The sequence below is a fragment of the Pseudomonas sp. AC070 genome (genome assembly GCF_979258635.1).
Genome location: NZ_OZ409871.1, coordinates 1,414,519 through 1,432,204 on the forward strand (window position 1 = coordinate 1,414,519; position 17,686 = coordinate 1,432,204).

A 17,686-nucleotide genomic window follows, 5' to 3' on the forward strand; every position below is an offset into this window, starting at 1 on the left:
CCCCGATCTCGTTTTGGGCTGTTAAGATGCGCCCTTACAAGGAAAGTGCTGAGCCAGTCGGCACTGCTTTTCCATGGGGTGGGCGGTGATGGATGTTCAGGTAATCATGCGTGATGGCGAAGCCGAATATGCGGTGCTGCCATGGGCGGAGTATCAAGCGCTATTGCAAGCGGCGGGTCGACTTCCGGCTGCAGCAGTGGCGGTCAGCGAGCCGGCTGTGTCGGCCTCCAGTCTCAATGAACTAACTGCGCTTCGAGAGGCCAAGGGCCTGACCGTCGAAGCGTTAGCGCGCACGGTGGGCATCAGCCCGCACTACCTCGAGATGATTGAAAGCGGTGAACGCCAGCCGGACTCGGCCATTCGCCGCGCGCTGGCCTGGAATCTGGGTGTGAGCAGTTGGGAGGCCGATACGTGAGCGTGAGTATCAGTCGTCACCACTGGCAGGCACTTCTGGGCGAGCTTGCTGAAGCGCGCCGGCAACGGCATCTGCTCACGTATCGCGCCCTGATCGAACGGTTGGAATTGCCAACCCCAGCGATGCAAACCCTCACTGCGGCACTGGAGCACTTGGCGGCTCTGGACGCCCGCGCGGAAAACCCACTGCGTAGTGCGCTGGTCATTAGCCAAGGCGCCAGTCGTTTGCCGCGCACCGGCTTTTTCGAATGCGCTGTGCGCCTCGGACGCTTCAGCGGCCCGAGCGACGGCATCGCGGCGGCCTCCTGGCATGCGGCCGAAGTGGTGCGTGTATTCGAGTACGACTACCCGGAAGAGGTCTGAGTGTTTTATTGGCGAGTTAAAGCGCGCCTGGGCTATTTCGTGGCCCGGCGCCTGTTGCGCTGGCCGGCGCTGGTGAAACAGCCGCGAGTCTGGGCCTGGATGGAAGGCCAATTCGCCCGCATGGCGGCATTGGACGACGTGCCCGCGCAAAGCTTCTACGGTCATTTACTGGTGTTTCGCGGTCGCGGTTTTGGCGCCCGTGAAGAAGGTATTCGCCTGCTCGGCAAGGCAGCCACTGGCGGGGACGCCAAGGCGGCATATCAGCTTGGCGTGCTCAGCCTGGCGGGCGATACGCGCAAGGCGCCGGATGGCACCGAGGCGGCGCATTGGTGGACGCTGGCGGCCGACGCGGGTCACCCACTGGCCGCTCGCCGTCTGGCGCAGTTGTACGCCGAAGGTGAGCACGGCTTGGCCGCCGACTCAGCGCTCGCCGAGCGTTACGCTCAACGCGCCACCGAGCTGGGTATTTAATCAGGCCGTAAGCTTTTGCGTGTCGATAATGTGCAGGCTGTAGCCGGGCACATTTTTCGCCTGGCGCTTGGCTTCCGAGGCCAAGCCGGCCAGCTGCGCCGCATCCAGCGTGGAGCAACTGGACGGATGCAAATGCACCACCCCCAACGACAGCGACAACAGTGGAAACTCCTCGCGGTGGCCTTTGCGGTTATGCGCAATGAAGCAGCCGGCTTCCAAGTGTTCCGCGCTGTAAAAACGCCGGCACTGGCCCTGAAAATCTTCCAGTAGTCGGTTCAAGCGCGCTCGCCAATCTTCCGAGCCCAACACCAGAAGAAAGTCGTCGCCGCCGATATGGCCGACGAAGTCTCGAGTCGGGTCTACACGTTCATTCAGACATTGCGCCAGGCACAACAGAATTTCGTCGCCTTTGGCGTAGCCGTACAGGTCGTTGAACGGCTTGAAACTGTCGATATCCACGTAGCAAATCACCGCCTCGCGGCTCTGTTGCAAGAGGCGCGTCAGGCATTGCTGAATGGGCACGTTGCCGGGCAGTAGCGTGAGCGGATTAGCGTGCCGCGCCTGCTGAATTTTCAGTTCGGTAATCAGCTTGAGCACATCGATCACACGCCCCAGGCCCAGGTAGCGGCCGTGCAGCGTGATGATGAAATCCTCCTCCATACGTTGCCGCGCGCGGCTGGTGAGTAGGCGGCTGACCTTTTGCAGGCTCTGGCCGATGTCCACTGCCAGGAAGTCGGTGCTCATCAGGCGACTAATCGGCTTACGCGCGAACAGGTCGGTGGCGAAGGGTTTGAGCAGCGCATCGGACAACGAGTGCCGATGGACGATGCCCACCGGCTGCTGTGCTTCGTTCAGCACCGCCAGCGAGTTCAGGTTCGCTTGGGCACGAAAGGCTTCGAGCACGGCGGCAATCGGCAAGCTTTCTTTTACCGCAGGTTGTTCATTGAGCAAGGCGGTGAGGTCGCTGCCTTCGTCGTTCAGTGCCGGCGCGCTGGCATCAAGTTGGGGCAGCAAGCTACGGGCATCGCGAGGCGGCAATTCCTGCGGGCGGCTGAGTAAATAGCCTTGCAGCAGGTCGACGCCCATTTCAGCCAGCACTGTCAGCTCTTCAGCCAGCTCAATGCCTTCGGCGATCACCTGCGCGCGGGAGGCCTTGGCCATTTGCAGAATGGAGCCGACGAACTCGCGCTTCACGGCGTCCTGGTGAATGCCGTCGATAAAGTGCCGGTCGATCTTGACGTAGTCCGGGCGCAGTTCGGACCACAAACGCAGGCTCGAATAGCCCGCGCCGAGGTCGTCCAAGGCAATCGAAAAGCCCATGGCACGGTAGTGGTGGAGAGCGGTGTACAGGAGGGAAAAGTCTTCGGTCGGCGATTGCTCGGTTAGTTCGATTACCACCTGGCTCGGCGGAATGCCGTAATTCTGCAGCAGTTGCAGGGTGCGCCCGGGCTGGTGCGTCGGCTCCAGCAGCGAGTCTGGGGAGACGTTGAGAAACAGCTTGCCCTCCAGCTTGTGCTCGCTGAATGAGCGGCACGCACTTTTGCGGCAAGCCAGTTCCAGTTCGCTCAGGCGGCCGGCATGGCGGGCTACGCCAAACAGATTGACGGGGGAGTGCAGCGGGCTGTTTGAGGGGCCGCGTGTAAGGGCTTCGTAACCAAGAATGCGGCGTTCGGACAGCGACACGATGGGCTGAAACAGGCTATGCAGGTCGCCGTGAGCAAGGATGTGGTCCAGCGCGCTCAACTGCTCGGTGACGGTCATGGGTCGCTCTCGATGTCCTGAAAAAACAAAGGGGCTGATATCGCTATCAGCCCCTTATTTCACGACAGTTTGATGACTGCTTGATGACGCTCCGTCAGTGCTTGGCCACTGCCGAGTTCAGACCCAGGTAATCGAGCAGAATCTGGCCGGTTTCGGACAGATAGGCATCGTCTTCGGGTTTCACTTTGTCGTCTTCGGTGGGCAGCGCGTCTTCGTCTTCTTTCTTCAGTTCCTTCAGCGGCTCTTGGCCCTTGGCGGCACGGCGGGTGTTCTCCATGGCCAATTGCTGGGTTTCGATGTCGGTGTGCTGGGCGCGGCGTTTGACCTCGTTGAGGCTCACGGTAGTTTCGTGGCTCAGCTTTTGCGCCAGTTCCAAACGCTCGCGGGTGAACACGAAGTCGGCGTCTTTGGCGACGCGCGCATCGTGGCGAGCTTTGAGCTCAACCAGGAACGGTTTGAACGGATCGCTTTCCGGCTTGATGGCCGGGCGGATGCTGTCCCATGGCATGGCTTCCGGCAGCGCGCTTTCGCCAATTTCCTTGGTGTCGACCACCGCTGGGTAAGCGATGTCCGGCAGTACGCCCTGATGCTGAGTGCTCTGGCCGGAGACGCGGTAGAACTTGGCCAGGGTCAGTTTCAGTTCGCCATGGTTAAGCGGCTGAATGGTTTGGACGGTGCCCTTGCCGAAGGTCTGGCCGCCGAGGATCAAGGCGCGGTGATAGTCCTGCATGGCACCGGCGAAAATCTCCGAAGCCGACGCTGAGAGACGGTTCACCAACAACGCCATCGGGCCGCTGTAATAGGTGCCTGGGTTTTCATCAGCCAGCACGTCGACACGACCATCGGCATTACGCACCAGTACGGTCGGGCCCTGGTTGATAAACAGACCGGTTAGCTCGGTGGCCTCCTGAAGCGAGCCGCCGCCGTTGTTGCGCAGGTCGATAACCACGCCGTCGACTTTCTCTTTCTGCAATTCAGCCAGCAGTTTCTTCACGTCACGCGTGGTGCTTTTGTAATCCGGGTCGCCAGCACGGAACGCTTTGAAGTCGAGATAGAAGGCAGGAATTTCGATGACGCCGAGTTTGTAGTCGCGACCATCGTGCTTGAGTTTGAGTACCGATTTTTTCGCGGCTTGCTCTTCAAGTTTTACCGCTTCGCGGGTAATCGAAACGACTTTGCTGGTCTGGTCATTCGGGCCGTTGGTGGCAGGCACCACTTCCAGGCGAACCACCGAACCTTTTGGACCGCGAATCAGTTTGACCACTTCATCCAGACGCCAGCCGATGACGTCGACCATCTCGCCATTGCCTTGGGCAACGCCAACAATCTTGTCAGCCGGGGCCACCTGTTTGCTCTTGTCGGCAGGACCTGCCGGCACCAGGCGAACCACTTTCACGGTGTCGTTATCGCTTTGCAGCACGGCACCGATGCCTTCAAGCGACAGGCTCATGTTGATGTCGAAGTTTTCCGCGCTGTCGGGAGACAGGTAGTTGGTGTGCGGATCGTAGGACTGGGCGAAGGTGTTGATGTAGGCCTGGAAGATGTCTTCGCTACGGGTTTGCTCCAGACGCGACAGTTGATTCTTGTAGCGCTTGGTCAGCAATTCCTGGATCGCCGCCGGTTCTTTACCAGCGATTTTCAAGCGCAGCACTTCGTCTTTTACGCGCTTGCGCCACAGCTCATCGAGTTCGGCGGTGTCTTTGGCCCACGGCGCTTTTTCGCGATCGACCATCAGGCTTTCATCAACGCCGAAGTCGATTTTGTCGATGCCTTTATTGAGCAGGCCCAAGGCAAAATCGAGGCGCTGTTTCAGGCGGTCGAGGTGACGCTTGTAAATGGTGAACCCAGGGTCGAGATCGCCACTCTTAAGAAAATCGTCGAACTGTGTGCGCCACTTATCAAACTCGGCGATGTCGCCGGCCGTGAAGTAACTGCGCGACGGATCGAGCAGTTTCAGATAGCTCTCATAGATGATTACCGAGCGCTCATCGTTGAGCGGCGGTTTGCTGTAGTGATGGCGCTTGAGCAGCTCCACTACATTGAGACTGGCGATTACCTGCTCGCGGTCTGGTTGCAACGTGTCCCAGCCATTGTTCGCGGTCGCAGTGGCGCACGCCGTGAGGGGGAGGGCACTGAAACCGATCAAAAGGGCTAAGGCGGAACTGGGTAAAAAGCGCTGCATGCTGAGTCGACGCGAGGGTAGTTGATAACGCATATTAGGCCGTCTTTGAGAGCGCCGGTTCCGTTGGCCCCGGCTGCATAATGCAAATAGCTCGATGGTTCGCACCGGGCTCAGTCCGAACTCACTATGGAGGCACCGTGAAGGCATTGCAAGGCGTTGAAGGACGCGCTGAATGGGCAGATCGACCAAGTCTCACCTGCGACGTCGGACAGATCCGAATTCGCGTTGCGGCGGCCGGTCTCAATCGTGCTGACCTGCTCCAGCGAGCCGGCCATTATCCGCCGCCTCCGGGTGCCAGCGACACGCTGGGTCTGGAGTGTTCCGGGGTTATCACCGAAGTCGGTGCAGGCAGCTCATGGCAGGTCGGCGACCGTGTTTGCGCGCTGCTCGCGGGCGGTGCGATGGCCGAGGAAGTGGTGGTCGATGGCCGTCACGCCTTGCCGGTCCCGCAGGGCCTGAGTCTGGTTGAAGCGGCCGTGATTCCCGAGGTGTACGCCACCGCGTGGCTGAACATTTTTCAGCTGGCGCAGTTGAAGCCCGGCGAGAAAGTGTTGCTGCACGCGGGCGCCAGCGGCGTGGGTTCGGCGGCCATTCAATTGTGCAAAGCGTTCGGTAACCCGTGCTGGGTGAGCGTAGGGTCCGCAGATCGTCTGGCCTATTGCGAAAGCCTTGGCGCCCAAGGCGGCGTGCTGCGAGACAAAGACCTTGAAAGCCTGCGCGATTTCGCACCCTTCGATGTGATTCTGGATCCGGTGGGCGCGAACTACGCCGAGCTCAACCAGCAGGTAATCGCACTGGATGGGCGCTGGGTGTCCATTGGTGTAATGGGCGGCCGCCAAGCGACGTTCGACTTGGGCCTGATGCTGGCCAAACGCGTGCAGTTTTGCGGCTCCACGCTGCGTAGCCGAAGCGATCAATTCAAGGCTGATCTGCTGATCGATTTGAGTCAGCACGTCTGGCCGCTGTTCACAGAGGGTCGACTAAAACCGCAATTGGAGCGTACCTTTGCCAGCAAGGATGTGGAGGCCGCTTTTGCTGCACTCGCCAGCAATACTGTGTCCGGAAAGGTTGCGTTGCTGTTGGATGAATCTCTAAGTTAATCAGCAGTTTCCATTGCGCTTTTATATTGCTGTTCCGTGGCATCGATTGGGTAAAGCAATCGTTGCCATGGTTTCAATCAATATGCTCTTTCAGGCAGATCGGCCTACTATCCTTCCTGTAAATTTTCCAACCAGAAGGATTTAGCGAATGTCTCTGATCAATACCGAAGTCAAACCGTTCACCGCCAATGCTTTCCACAACGGTAAATTCATCGAAGTGACCGAGCAGTCCCTGAAGGGCAAGTGGTCGGTCCTGATCTTCATGCCGGCAGCGTTCACCTTTAACTGCCCGACGGAAATTGAAGACGCCGCTAACAACTACGCCGAGTTCCAAAAAGCCGGCGCTGAGGTGTACATCGTCACCACCGACACTCATTTCTCCCACAAGGTTTGGCACGAAACTTCGCCAGCCGTTGGCAAGGCTCAGTTCCCGCTGATCGGCGACCCGACTCACCAGCTGACCAACGCTTTCGGCGTGCACATTGCCGAAGAAGGCTTGGCACTGCGCGGCACTTTCGTGATCAACCCGGAAGGCCTGATCAAGACCGTAGAAATCCACTCCAACGAGATCGCTCGTGACGTGTCGGAAACCCTGCGTAAATTGAAAGCTGCTCAGTACACCGCTGCTCACCCAGGTGAAGTGTGCCCAGCCAAGTGGAAAGAAGGCGAAGCCACTCTGGCTCCTTCTTTGGACCTGGTCGGCAAAATCTAAAAACGACTCCAAGCCCGCTGCGCAGTCACGCGGCGGCACTGAAAACAGATCCGCCATCTCGTAGTTAGCTGGGTTTGGAATTCGTTTAAGCAAGCAGCGCTGCGGGGCTTTATCGGCTCCGCACGCCCAATGCCTGGGCGCGATCCGCTCGGGCATTTTTTTCCCTGAATTTTGTAAACGGAAGGTACCGCATCATGTTGGACGCCACTCTGAAGACCCAGTTGAAGGCTTACCTCGAGAAGGTTACTCAGCCATTCGAGATCGTCGCGTCCCTCGATGACAGCGACAAATCCCGTGAGCTCAGCGGCCTGCTGAACGACATCGTCAGCCTGACCGACAAAATTACCCTGCGAGAAGATGGCAACGATGCCCGTAAGCCGTCTTTCGCCCTGAATCGTCCCGGCGCCAATATCAGCCTGCGTTTTGCTGGTATTCCCATGGGCCACGAATTCACCTCGTTGGTGCTGGCCCTGCTGCAAGTGGGCGGCCACCCTTCGAAAGTCGCTGCGGACGTGATCGAGCAGATCAAGAACCTCCCAGGCGAATTCAACTTTGAAACCTATTTCTCGCTGTCGTGCCAGAACTGCCCGGACGTCGTTCAGGCCTTGAACCTGATGGCCGTGCTCAACCCCAACATCCGCCACGTGGCCATCGACGGCGCGCTCTTCCAAGAAGAAGTTGAGCAGCGTCAGATCATGTCGGTGCCGAGCATCTACCTGAACGGCGAACTGTTCGGCCAAGGCCGCATGGACGTTGAACAAGTGCTGGCGAAGATCGACACCGGCGCCTCCGCCCGTGATGCCGAGAAGCTCAATAGCAAAGAAGCCTTCGACGTATTGGTGGTTGGCGGTGGCCCAGCCGGTGCCGCAGCCGCTATTTACGCCGCTCGTAAAGGCATCCGCACTGGCGTGGCGGCTGAGCGTTTCGGCGGTCAGGTGCTCGACACCATGGCCATCGAGAACTTCATTTCCGTGCAGGAAACCGAAGGCCCGAAACTGGCCCGTGCCCTTGAAGAACATGTGAAGCAGTACGAAGTCGACATCATGAACCTGCAACGTGCCAGTGCTCTGGTGCCTGCGAAAAATGCCGGCGAGCTGCACGAAATCAAGTTCGAAAGCGGCGCGTCGCTGAAGGCCAAAACCGTGATTCTGGCCACCGGTGCCCGCTGGCGCGAAATGAATGTGCCGGGCGAGCAGGAATACCGCAACCGCGGCGTGGCGTACTGCCCGCACTGCGACGGTCCGCTGTTCAAAGGCAAGCGCGTGGCGGTGATCGGCGGGGGTAACTCTGGCGTGGAAGCGGCCATTGACCTGGCCGGTATCGTCAGCCACGTGACCCTGATCGAGTTCGACAGCAAGCTGCGCGCCGATGCGGTGCTGCAACGCAAACTGCACAGCCTGCCGAACGTCAACGTGATCACTAGCGCGCTGACCAGCGAAGTGAAAGGCGACGGCCAGAAAGTGACCGGACTGGTCTACAAAGACCGCAACTCCGATGAGTTCATCAACATCGAGCTGGAAGGCATTTTCGTGCAAATCGGCCTGCTGCCTAACAGCGAATGGCTCAAGGGCACCATCGAACTGTCGAACCGTGGCGAGATCATCGTCGACGCCCGTGGTGAAACCTCGCTGCCCGGCATCTTCGCTGCCGGCGACGTGACCACCGTGCCGTACAAGCAGATCGTGATCGCGGTAGGCGAGGGTGCCAAAGCGTCGTTGAGCGCGTTTGACCACCTGATCCGTACCACCTGATCGCTTCGGTGATAAACAAAAAAGGCAGCCTTCGGGCTGCCTTTTTTTGTCGCGCATTTGCGCTCAACCTGCGATTGCCCTTGTAGGAGCGAGCTTGCTCGCGAAGCGTTTTGTGTCGCGACGAAAAGCTTCGCGAGCAAGCTCGCTCCTACATAACGATCAGCGCTTGGCGCGGATGAACTCGGCCTGAGCGTTAGCCGAGGTCAGGATCGAATACCGGGTGGAGCGCGATACGCGCCCGGTCAGAAAACGCTCGAACACCGGATCGAACATCTGCCGATCCAGCCCAGGCTGTTCTGCCTGAAGATAACCCTCGCAACAGGCGCGGTAGTCGTCGAGTTCGATAAAGCGTTTGAGCCAGTAGGTGAACACGTAGCCCATCAGAAAACCCAGGCTGGCATCGCGGTTGATGACGGTGTGGGCGCAGCATTCGAAGTCGATCAGTTTCAGTTGGCCATCCGGCGCAATGAGGATGTTTTTCGGATGGGGATCCATGTGCACGAAACCGTCGTCGAGCATCCGCGCGAACAGGCGAAACACCTCGGGCAGCAGTGTTGGCGCCTGCTCAGGCGCCACGGTCAATTGCGCGTCAACACTCTGGTGATCGGGCAAAAAACCGATCAGCAAATACTCCTCGCGCAGAAACGGGAAGCGGGCCTTGTAGCCGTAGGCGGCAATGCGCGGCACGTAATCCGCTTTGGCGCTGATGGCCGACAGGTTGACGAATTCGTTGGTCAGGTCGTGCAAGCCCACCGCTTTGCGAATGCCCAGGTAATTCTGCAGTTGCTTCTTCCAATGCTGCAGCCGGTTGTATTTCAGCACCCATTGTTGCTCGCCGTTTAATAGGCAAACCAGGCGCGTATCTTCCGGCGGGTCGAGGGTGATGCGTTGTGCGGGGTTGGCGAAGAACTGCTCGATGGCGGCGGCGATGGCTACCCGCTGAGTCGGCTCGAGGTGAAACGTGATGCCCCGAATGGTTTGCTCGGTGTAATGGCGGGTAAGCGGTTTGAGGTGACGCATGCAGCCGGTCCTTGTGCCTGGGCAGAAAAAGCGCGCCATGGTAAGCCAAGGAGTCCAATTTGCAGAGCGGGGAAACCGCCCAACTATCGGAAGCGGGAGTGTCAGGCCTCTCCCGCAGCAACAAAGCGCTAGCGGGAGAGGGCGCGGCAAGCGTTAACGCCAGTTAAGAATCGGCCAGCCGGTCTTCTCGGCATGCTCACGCAACACAGGGTCTGGATTCACCACATGGGGATGGCTCACCTGCGCCAACAGCGGCAAATCATTGCGCGAGTCGGAGTAGAAATAGGCGCCTTCCAGACTCTCATTCTGTTCAGCCAGCCAAGCGTGCAGGCGCGTCACTTTGCCTTCGCGGTAAGTCAGCACGCCCTGCGTGTTGCCGCTGTAGTGGCCGTGCACTTCTTCGAGATCAATCGCCAGCACTTCATCAATTTTCAGCCGCGCCGCAATGGCGCTGACCAAGAAATGCGCTGAAGCGGAGATCACCAAAATCCGGTCGCCGGCCGCGCGGTGCGTGGCCAGGCAGCGGGTGGCGTCGCTGAAGAAAATCGGCTCGATCACGTCTTCCACAAACGGCTCGACCACAAACGCCACTTCCTCGGCGGTGCGGCCCACCAGCGGCGACAGGCTGAAGGTCATGTAGTCCTCCATCGCCAGTTTGCCCTCGGCATACAGGGCCATCAGTTCGTGGTCTTTTTTCACAAACGACTCGCCGTCCACCCAGCCGATATCGGCCATGTGTTCGCTCCACAAGCTGGCGCAGTCGCCGTCGATCAGGGTGTCGTCGAGGTCAAAAATCGCCAGGGCCATCACGCCACCTCCCGGATCGCGTTGCTGTCGATGCTCAGGGTCAGCTGCGTACCGTTGTCATGCACGTCATCGGCGCTGCGGTTCAGCACGTCCACTAGCAGTTCGACGCCACGGGCTTCCACCCGATAACGAATCACGTTGCCGAGCAGGCTGTGGCTGCGCACCTGGGCGTCGATATCGCCGTTGCCCAAGGAAATCGCTTCCGGGCGAATCGCCACGCGGCTGTTCACCGGGCGCAGCAACAAGCGGCTGGCCGCATCGGCGTCGAGCAGGTTGTAGTTGCCGATGAAACCGGCGGCGAAGGCATCGACCGGCGCCGTGTAAAGGGTTTCGGCGTCGCCGCTCTGCACGATTTTGCCGGCGTTCATCAGGAAGATGCGGTCCGACATGGTCAGCGCTTCTTCCTGGTCGTGGGTCACGAAAATAGTCGTCAGTCCCAGCTCTTGCTGAATGCTGCGAATTTGCTCGCGCAGGTGCTTGCGGATGCGCGCATCGAGGGCCGACAACGGTTCATCGAGCAGCAGCAAACGCGGACGCGTCACCAGCGAGCGTGCCAGGGCCACGCGCTGGCATTGGCCACCGGAAAGCTGGTGCGGGTAGCGGTCGGCGAAGGTGCCGAGTTCCACCATGTCGAGCGCTTCTTTCACGCGCTTGGCGCTGTCGTCCTTGCTGACCTTTTGCATGCGCAGGCCGAAGGCGACGTTCTGTTGCACGCTCATGTTGGGAAACAGCGCATAGCTTTGGAACACCATGCCGATGTCGCGTTTCTGCGGTGAAAGCGGCACCAGGTCGTTGCCTTCAAGCAGAATTTTGCCGCCGTTCACTTCGGTTAAGCCGGCGATGCAGCGCAGCAGGGTGGATTTGCCGCAACCGGACGGGCCGAGCAGCGTTACGAATTCGCCCTTGGCAATTTCGCAGTTGATATCGCTGAAAATCGAGGTGGCGGCGTAGCTTTTGTGCAGCCCCTGAATGCTCAGAAAACTCATGCTTTGTCCTTGTTCAAACGGTTGGCTGCCCAAGTGAACAGCAGCACAAAAAAGAAATAGGAAATCACCAGCGCGCTGTTGAAGTGGCCGCTGCTGTTTTTCATGTTGTTCAGGTACACCTGCAAGGTTTCGTAGCGCGTGCCGACCAGCAGGTTAGCGAAGACGAATTCACCGAACAGGAAAGAAAACGACAGAAATAGCGACACCATCAACCCCTTGCGCAGGTTGGGCAGCACCACCAGAAAGGCCGCTTTCCAGGTGCTGGCGCCGAGCAGGTGGGCGGCGTCCATCAGGTCGGTGAGGTTGATCGCTTGCAGGTTGTTGGTGATGGCCCGGTACATAAACGGCAGCGCCACGGTGAAGTAGCAGCCGATCAGAATCCACGGCGTGCCCACCATGGCCAGCGGGCCGGAACCGTAGATCTGCAACAGGCCCACCGACGACACCACGGGCGGCACGGCGAAGGGCAGCAAGATCAGAATGTTCATCAAGCCGTCGAGCTTGGGGAAGTGGTAATGCACCACAAACAGCAGCGGCAGAATCAGCACCACCGACAGCAGCAACGCGCCAAAACACACCAGCAGCGATTGCCCAAATGCGGTGAGAAAACGCGGATCGGTCCACAGCTGCGCATACCATTTCAGCGTCAGGCCGTCGGGCAGAATGGTTGCCGACCAGCTGGTGGAAACCGAGTAGAGCAGGGTGCCGGCCAGCGGCAATAACAGAATGAGGAACAGCAAGGTGACCACCGTGCGGTGATACAGCCCGGCCGCCCGGGTTTCAACGCGCGACATGGTAGCTCCTCTTCAACAGCCATTGATGCACCACGGTAATCACCGCCATCAGCCCCACCAGCACCATCGCCAGGGCGCTGGCCAGGTTCGGATTGAGCGAAATATCACCGGCCACCATGGCGGCGATACGAATCGGCAGCACGTTGAAATTGCCGGTAGTCAGGGCGTACACAGTGGCGTAAGCGCCCAGCGCGTTGGCCAGCAAAATGATGAACGTGCCCAGCAGCGCTGGCGTCAGCACTGGCAAACCGATGTGTCGCCAGAAGTCCCAGGTGCTGGCGCCCAGCAGTTCGGCTGACTCGCGCCAGTCTTCACGCAGCGCGTCGAAGGCGGGGTAGAGCAGCAGCACGCCGAGGGGAATCTGGAAGTAGGTGTAGAGCACGATCAAGCCGGTTTTCGAATACAAGTTGAAGTCGTCGATGACGCCGGCCTGCTTGAGGATGATGGTCAACGCGCCGTTGAAGCCGAGCAGAATCACAAAGGCAAACGCCAACGGCACGCCCGCGAAGTTGCTGGTCATGTTGGAAAACGCCATGACGAAATCGCGCAGTTTGCTCTCGACCTTGCGCAACGAGTACGCGCCGAGAATGGCGATCACGATGCCGATCACGCTCGACCAGAAGGAAATTTCCAGGCTGTGCTGAATGGCCTGCAAATAGAACTTCGAGCTGAACACTTTGGCGTAATTGCTCAGGCCCCAACCGGCGGCGCTGTCGAGGCTGTTGATCGCCACCCACAGCAACGGCGCGATCTGAAAGGCAATAAAGAAAACGGCAAAGGGCAGCAGGCACAGCAGGCCAAGCCATTTGCCACGGGTGACTGAACTCACTTCAACAGCTCCCGGCAGACAGGTTTGTTATGGGGCACACCCAGCAGTTCGCAGATGGTGCCGCACAGGTCGGTTTGTTTCGGTTGGGCAAAATTGTCGAGGCTGAACGCATCGCCCAGCACAAACAGCGGCACTTCGCGCTCTTCAGTGAGCAGACCGTTGTGCGAGCGGTCGTTGTTCATGCCGTGGTCAGCGGTCACCAGCACTTGATAGCCGGCCTCGAGCCAGCGTTGCAGGTATTCGGCGAGCAACAGGTCGGCGCTGCGGGCGCTGTTGCGGTATTGAGGACTGTCGAGACCGTGCTTGTGGCCGGCGTCGTCGATGTTCATCGGATGCGCCAGCAGGAAGTTAGGCGCGTGGCGCACTCGCAGGCTTTCGGCATCGGCGAACAAATGGGAGTCGGGGTAGTGATCGGCGTAGTAGAAATGGCCATGCTGAATGGGCAATTCCGGCGCCTCGGTATGACGGTCGCGCGCGGCGTGAAATGGGCTGCGGTTATACAGCTCACTGACCCAATGATAGGCCGCCGCTGCCGTGCTCAAACCTGCCGCGCTAGCGTAGTGGAAGATGCTTTGTTGAGTGGAAAGACGCGACACATCGTTATGCACGATGCCGCTTTCGATCGGTGGTACGCCGCTCAGAATGCATTCATACAACGGCCGCGAGAGTGCCGGCAGTTCGCATTCGAGCTTGTACAACGCTGCGCGCCCAGCGCCGCAGTAAGCGTGCAAATGCCCCATGGCATGTTCGGCTACACCGTAGTTGAGGCCGTCGAGCACCACGAGTATGACGTTGTGTTTCATGTGCTATTCCACCGTTGCAAGGCGTTCCTCAGTCGCTGTAGGAGCGGCTTTAGCCGCGATGCTGTTGCGCTTTGAAAGCATCGCGGCTAAAGCCGCTCCTGCATTGACCGCACGGGCTGAAAAAGAAGAAAGCGGCCAGACCGCTTTCTTCTATCGCCGCCTGACGCTTTATTCCATGTTGATGATCACGTTTTCCTGCCACAGGCTCGGCAGTGCCTTGGACGTTTCTTCCCAGGCTTTGGCATCTTTGATCGGTTGTACTTTGGCGTATTGCTCGTTCGGCAGCAGCTTGGCCTGCACCTCAGCCGGCAGCTTCAGGTGCTCTGCGCGGATCGGACGGGCGTTACCTTTGGCCAGGTTGATCTGACCGGCGTCGCTCAGGATGTACTCACGCGCCAGCTTGGCGGCGTTCGGATTCTTGGCGTATTTGTTGATGATGGTGGTGTAGCCGGAAATCACCGAACCGTCCGACGGAATCAGCACTTCAAAGCGGCTTGGGTCGATCTGGTCGCGGTAGCTCAGACCGTTGAAGTCCCAGACCACGCCCACTTCCACTTCGCCTTTTTCCAGGGTCTGAATGGTGGGGTTGGACAGCGACAAGCGACCTTGCTTGGCGATTTCAGCGAACAGGTCGAGGCCCGGCTGAATGTTCTTCTCGTCACCGCCTTTGGCAATGGCGGCAGCTAGTACGCCGTTTACTGCTTGGGCGGCAGCGCTGACGTCACCGATGGCGACTTTGTACTTACCTTTTTCCAGGTCGGCCCAGGACTTCGGTACGTCTTTCACCAGCTTCTTATTGACGATGAAGGCGATGGAGCCGGTGTAGGCGAGCATCCAGTGACCGTCTTTGTCTTTGGCCCACTCAGGAATCTGTGCCCAGGTGCTGGGTTTGTAGGGTTGGGTTACACCCTGCTGCGCCGCGATGGGGCCAAAGGCCGCACCGACGTCACCGATATCGGCGGTGGCGTTGTCTTTTTCCGCTGCGAATTTGGCGATTTCCTGCGCCGAACTCATGTCGGTGTCCAGGTGCTTGAGGCCGTAGAGTTTGCCCAGGTCGACCCAGGTGTCTTTCCAGTTGGCCCAGCTGTCTGGCATGCCCACGCTGTTTACCGCGCCCTCGGACTTGGCGGCGGCTTCCAGGCTTTTCAGGTCGGTATCGGCGGCCATGGCAAGGTTAGCCAGAGCAATGGTCGATCCCAGGATTGAAGCTAGCAACAGGCGTTTCATTCGACGCTCCTTCGTGTTGAGGGTGTTGGTCTAGATCAGCAATAGCCAAGCCAAGTTAGCGGTAATGGATGACAATTTTGTGTCGGACCGCTCTGGCACGCCGCCCGGCAAAAGTCCGCCGGGCGAGCGTCCAGCAAGCGTAGACCATGGATAAGTGCTTGATTTAAAAAATATAGGTGGCCGCACGCGGTTGGCATGAGGCGTGCAAAAGCACAGCCGTGTCATGCAATAGTCATCTAGGCTGGCTAGGGTTATTCGCAGGTTTCGGGCAGTTTCGGCGCTCGGGCCGGCTCCGAAATGGGGCTGGACTAGTCCAGATGAGGGCATTTAATGCGAGATGAGGCGCCCCGTGCCGTGACAGCGATCTGTCGCGCACTGGAAGAACAGATAGAGCATGGCCTGCTGCCCTCGGGCAGCAAGTTGCCGGCCGAGCGCAAATTGAGCGAGGTGTTCGACACCACGCGCATCACCTTGCGTGAAGCCTTGGGACAGTTGGAAGCTCAAGGCCTGATTTACCGTGAAGAGCGCCGGGGCTGGTTTGTGTCTCTGCCACGTCTTGCCTACAACCCGCTGGTGCGTAGCCACTTCGACGCCATGGTCGGGGAGCAGGGCCGCACGCCTTCCACCGAAGTGATTGCCGCGCGCCTGCTACCGGCGCCTGCGGCAATCTGCGATTTGCTTGAGTTGCCGGCGTTATCCAGCGTGATCCAGATTCGCCGGGCACGCCGCGTCGATGGCCGGCTGGTGCTGTACGTCGAGCACTACCTGAACCCGGCGTACTTCCCCGGCATTCTCGATTTTGACCTGACCTTGTCGCTGACCGAGCTGTACGCCCGCGAGTACGGCATTCACTACGGCCGCGTGCGCTTTGACATGGTGCCCACGGCGTTGCATCTGGAAGCGGCGGCGGCCTTGAAGGTGTCGGTGGGCAGTCCAGCGCTGCGCATCACTCGTGTGAACCGCGACCAGCACGGCCGCTTGATTGACTGCGACATCGAATGCTGGCGGCACGATGCGATTCACGTGAGCGTGGAAGTGCCGGAGTAGGGAGTGGCTTTAGCCGCGATGTTTTAACAGCATCGCGGCTAATCGGGATGCCGCCCAGCCGCTCCTACAGGATTGAGGCGCGGGTTTAGAACAACTCGGTCGCGTAAAACGCGGTGAGCACTTTCACCAGATGCTCAAGGTCATGGCTGCCGGCCAGTTCGCGAATGGAGTGCATGGCAAAGGTCGGCAGGCCGATGTCGACGGTGCGCACGCCGAGGTTGCTGGCGATGATCGGGCCGATGGTTGAGCCGCAGCCCATGTCGCTGCGCACCACAAAGCTTTGCACCGGCACTTCTTCGGCCAGGCACAAATGGCGGAAGAAGCCGGCGGTTTCGCTGCTGGTGGCGTAGCGCTGATTGCTGTTGACCTTGATTACCGGGCCGGCGTTGAGCTTCGGGCCGTGGTTGCCGTCGTGTTTGTCGGCGTAGTTGGGGTGCACGCCGTGGGCGTTGTCGGCCGACACCAGCAGCGATTTCTGGATCACGCGCACAAAGTCTTCGTCTTGCGGCAGCACGCGGCGCAGCACTTGCTCAAGCATCGGGCCGTCGGCGCCGCAGCAGGAACTGGAGCCGACTTCTTCGTGGTCGGTGCAGATGAGGAAGCAGCTTTCATCGTCGGCGCTATGCAGCAGCGCCTGCAGGCCGGCGAAGCACGACAGCAGATTGTCGAGACGTGCGCCGGCGATGAAGTCGGCATTCAGGCCGATAACGGCGGCGTCCTGGGTGTCGTAGAAGCTCAGCTCGTAATCGAGCACCGCGTCTGCGTTCAAGCCGTGTTCGCGACCGAGCTGATCGGCGAGCAGGGCGCGGAAGTCGTAGCGTTCGTCCCCTGCAACCTGGGCCAGAATCGGTGGCAATTCGTTCTGCGGGTTGATCGCCCAGCCCTGGTTCGCTTCACGGTTCAGGTGAATGGCCAAGTTGGGAATGGTGGCGATGGGCACCAGAAAGTCGATGAGTTGGCTTTCAACCTTGCCGTCGCGGCGGAAGGTGACGCGGCCGGCCAGCGACAAGTCGCGGTCGAACCACGGCGCGAGCAGGGCGCCGCCATACACTTCCACGCCCAACTGCAAGAAGCCTTGGCGCTGCAATTCCGGCTGCGGTTTTACCCGCAGACACGGGCTATCGGTGTGGGCGCCGACCATGCGCAAACCGCCTTCAAGTGGCGGGCGCTTGCCCAGCTTGAAGGCGATGATGGAGGAGTCGTTACGGGTGACGTAGTAGCGGCCACCGGGCTCGGTGTGCCAGGTTTCCCGCTCATTGAGGTGCACATAACCGGCCGTTTCCAGGCGCATGGCCAGGCTGGCGGTGGCATGAAACGGCGTTGGCGAGGCCTTGAGAAAGTCGATCAGGCCCTGATTCAATTCTTCGCGCATAAGGCACTCCAGGCGGCAATGCGCGGAGTTTACCGTATACCGCCGCA

The 17,686-nt window shown here is 59.5% G+C and carries 17 protein-coding genes; 7 read left to right on the forward strand and 10 right to left on the reverse strand.

Annotated elements, in window-relative coordinates:
* Positions 1-88 precede the first annotated feature (88 nt).
* The 3 genes from ACZZ0Q_RS06300 to ACZZ0Q_RS06310 are packed head-to-tail and all read left to right on the forward strand — an operon-like array spanning position 89 to position 1,248.
* Complete coding sequence (locus tag ACZZ0Q_RS06300) at positions 89-415, forward strand: helix-turn-helix domain-containing protein (protein ID WP_463539710.1); 327 nt, start codon at positions 89-91, stop codon at positions 413-415.
* Positions 412-777, forward strand: a complete 366-nt coding sequence (locus ACZZ0Q_RS06305; RefSeq protein WP_463539709.1) for a hypothetical protein — start codon at positions 412-414, stop codon at positions 775-777. The genes ACZZ0Q_RS06300 and ACZZ0Q_RS06305 overlap by 4 nt, the downstream gene beginning before the upstream one ends.
* Positions 778-1,248 (forward strand): tetratricopeptide repeat protein, encoded by a 471-nt coding sequence (locus ACZZ0Q_RS06310; protein ID WP_463539708.1) that lies wholly within the window; start codon positions 778-780, stop codon positions 1,246-1,248.
* On the opposite strand, the gene ACZZ0Q_RS06315 is transcribed toward ACZZ0Q_RS06310, so the two are convergent.
* Together ACZZ0Q_RS06315 and ACZZ0Q_RS06320 are read right to left on the reverse strand one after the other, a co-directional pair.
* On the reverse strand, positions 1,249-3,009 hold the full coding sequence (locus ACZZ0Q_RS06315) for an EAL domain-containing protein (protein WP_463539707.1): 1,761 nt from the start codon (positions 3,007-3,009) through the stop codon (positions 1,249-1,251). It abuts the gene before it with no gap.
* A 94-nt stretch (positions 3,010-3,103) separates the two neighbouring features.
* Complete coding sequence (locus tag ACZZ0Q_RS06320) at positions 3,104-5,191, reverse strand: carboxy terminal-processing peptidase (RefSeq protein WP_463561005.1); 2,088 nt, start codon at positions 5,189-5,191, stop codon at positions 3,104-3,106.
* 137 nt (positions 5,192-5,328) lie between these two features.
* Between ACZZ0Q_RS06320 and ACZZ0Q_RS06325 the strand changes: the two genes are divergently transcribed.
* From ACZZ0Q_RS06325 to ahpF, 3 genes are all read left to right on the forward strand, one after another.
* Complete coding sequence (locus ACZZ0Q_RS06325; protein ID WP_463539706.1) at positions 5,329-6,291, forward strand: NAD(P)H-quinone oxidoreductase; 963 nt, start codon at positions 5,329-5,331, stop codon at positions 6,289-6,291.
* A 148-nt stretch (positions 6,292-6,439) separates the two neighbouring features.
* Positions 6,440-7,003, forward strand: coding sequence for an alkyl hydroperoxide reductase subunit C (ahpC, locus tag ACZZ0Q_RS06330; RefSeq protein WP_122452823.1), 564 nt, complete (start codon positions 6,440-6,442; stop codon positions 7,001-7,003).
* A gap of 194 nt (positions 7,004-7,197) precedes the next feature.
* Positions 7,198-8,754, forward strand: coding sequence for an alkyl hydroperoxide reductase subunit F (gene ahpF, locus ACZZ0Q_RS06335; protein WP_463539705.1), 1,557 nt, complete (start codon positions 7,198-7,200; stop codon positions 8,752-8,754).
* Positions 8,755-8,913: 159 nt separating this feature from the next.
* Here ahpF and ACZZ0Q_RS06340 read toward each other — a convergent pair whose 3' ends face one another.
* The 7 genes from ACZZ0Q_RS06340 to ACZZ0Q_RS06370 form a co-directional block, all read right to left on the reverse strand.
* The gene (locus tag ACZZ0Q_RS06340) at positions 8,914-9,774 is read right to left on the reverse strand and encodes a lipopolysaccharide kinase InaA family protein (protein WP_463539704.1); all 861 of its coding nucleotides are present in this window, start codon (positions 9,772-9,774) and stop codon (positions 8,914-8,916) included.
* A gap of 153 nt (positions 9,775-9,927) precedes the next feature.
* Positions 9,928-10,581, reverse strand: a complete 654-nt coding sequence (locus ACZZ0Q_RS06345; protein WP_463539703.1) for an HAD family hydrolase — start codon at positions 10,579-10,581, stop codon at positions 9,928-9,930.
* The gene (locus ACZZ0Q_RS06350; protein WP_463539702.1) at positions 10,581-11,567 is read right to left on the reverse strand and encodes an ABC transporter ATP-binding protein; all 987 of its coding nucleotides are present in this window, start codon (positions 11,565-11,567) and stop codon (positions 10,581-10,583) included. Before ACZZ0Q_RS06350 ends, ACZZ0Q_RS06345 begins: the two co-directional genes overlap by 1 nt.
* On the reverse strand, positions 11,564-12,361 hold the full coding sequence (locus ACZZ0Q_RS06355) for an ABC transporter permease (RefSeq protein ID WP_463539701.1): 798 nt from the start codon (positions 12,359-12,361) through the stop codon (positions 11,564-11,566). The genes ACZZ0Q_RS06350 and ACZZ0Q_RS06355 overlap by 4 nt, the downstream gene beginning before the upstream one ends.
* The gene (locus ACZZ0Q_RS06360; protein WP_463539700.1) at positions 12,348-13,190 is read right to left on the reverse strand and encodes an ABC transporter permease; all 843 of its coding nucleotides are present in this window, start codon (positions 13,188-13,190) and stop codon (positions 12,348-12,350) included. Before ACZZ0Q_RS06360 ends, ACZZ0Q_RS06355 begins: the two co-directional genes overlap by 14 nt.
* Positions 13,187-13,993, reverse strand: coding sequence for an alkaline phosphatase family protein (locus tag ACZZ0Q_RS06365; protein WP_463539699.1), 807 nt, complete (start codon positions 13,991-13,993; stop codon positions 13,187-13,189). The genes ACZZ0Q_RS06360 and ACZZ0Q_RS06365 overlap by 4 nt, the downstream gene beginning before the upstream one ends.
* Positions 13,994-14,161: 168 nt before the next feature.
* The gene (locus tag ACZZ0Q_RS06370; protein ID WP_122493867.1) at positions 14,162-15,220 is read right to left on the reverse strand and encodes an ABC transporter substrate-binding protein; all 1,059 of its coding nucleotides are present in this window, start codon (positions 15,218-15,220) and stop codon (positions 14,162-14,164) included.
* Between the two features lie 330 nt (positions 15,221-15,550).
* Between ACZZ0Q_RS06370 and ACZZ0Q_RS06375 the strand changes: the two genes are divergently transcribed.
* Positions 15,551-16,267: a UTRA domain-containing protein gene (locus tag ACZZ0Q_RS06375; RefSeq protein ID WP_463383474.1), complete on the forward strand. Its 717-nt coding sequence runs from the start codon at positions 15,551-15,553 to the stop codon at positions 16,265-16,267.
* Between the two features lie 85 nt (positions 16,268-16,352).
* Here ACZZ0Q_RS06375 and ACZZ0Q_RS06380 read toward each other — a convergent pair whose 3' ends face one another.
* Positions 16,353-17,639 (reverse strand): M18 family aminopeptidase, encoded by a 1,287-nt coding sequence (locus ACZZ0Q_RS06380; protein ID WP_463539698.1) that lies wholly within the window; start codon positions 17,637-17,639, stop codon positions 16,353-16,355.
* Between the last annotated feature and the right edge of the window lie 47 nt (positions 17,640-17,686).

Excerpts from the sequence above, each read along its gene's own strand:
- ACZZ0Q_RS06300 (WP_463539710.1), top strand. The coding sequence starts at position 89 with ATGGATGTTCAGGTAATCATGCGTGATGGCGAAGCCGAATATGCGGTG.
- ACZZ0Q_RS06315 (WP_463539707.1), bottom strand. The coding sequence starts at position 3,009 with ATGACCGTCACCGAGCAGTTGAGCGCGCTGGACCACATCCTTGCTCAC.
- ACZZ0Q_RS06320 (WP_463561005.1), bottom strand. The coding sequence starts at position 5,191 with ATGCAGCGCTTTTTACCCAGTTCCGCCTTAGCCCTTTTGATCGGTTTC.
- ahpC (WP_122452823.1), top strand. The coding sequence starts at position 6,440 with ATGTCTCTGATCAATACCGAAGTCAAACCGTTCACCGCCAATGCTTTC.
- ahpF (WP_463539705.1), top strand. The coding sequence starts at position 7,198 with ATGTTGGACGCCACTCTGAAGACCCAGTTGAAGGCTTACCTCGAGAAG.
- ACZZ0Q_RS06340 (WP_463539704.1), bottom strand. The coding sequence starts at position 9,774 with ATGCGTCACCTCAAACCGCTTACCCGCCATTACACCGAGCAAACCATT.
- ACZZ0Q_RS06345 (WP_463539703.1), bottom strand. The coding sequence starts at position 10,581 with ATGGCCCTGGCGATTTTTGACCTCGACGACACCCTGATCGACGGCGAC.
- ACZZ0Q_RS06350 (WP_463539702.1), bottom strand. The coding sequence starts at position 11,567 with ATGAGTTTTCTGAGCATTCAGGGGCTGCACAAAAGCTACGCCGCCACC.
- ACZZ0Q_RS06355 (WP_463539701.1), bottom strand. The coding sequence starts at position 12,361 with ATGTCGCGCGTTGAAACCCGGGCGGCCGGGCTGTATCACCGCACGGTG.
- ACZZ0Q_RS06365 (WP_463539699.1), bottom strand. The coding sequence starts at position 13,993 with ATGAAACACAACGTCATACTCGTGGTGCTCGACGGCCTCAACTACGGT.
- ACZZ0Q_RS06370 (WP_122493867.1), bottom strand. The coding sequence starts at position 15,220 with ATGAAACGCCTGTTGCTAGCTTCAATCCTGGGATCGACCATTGCTCTG.
- ACZZ0Q_RS06375 (WP_463383474.1), top strand. The coding sequence starts at position 15,551 with ATGCGAGATGAGGCGCCCCGTGCCGTGACAGCGATCTGTCGCGCACTG.
- ACZZ0Q_RS06380 (WP_463539698.1), bottom strand. The coding sequence starts at position 17,639 with ATGCGCGAAGAATTGAATCAGGGCCTGATCGACTTTCTCAAGGCCTCG.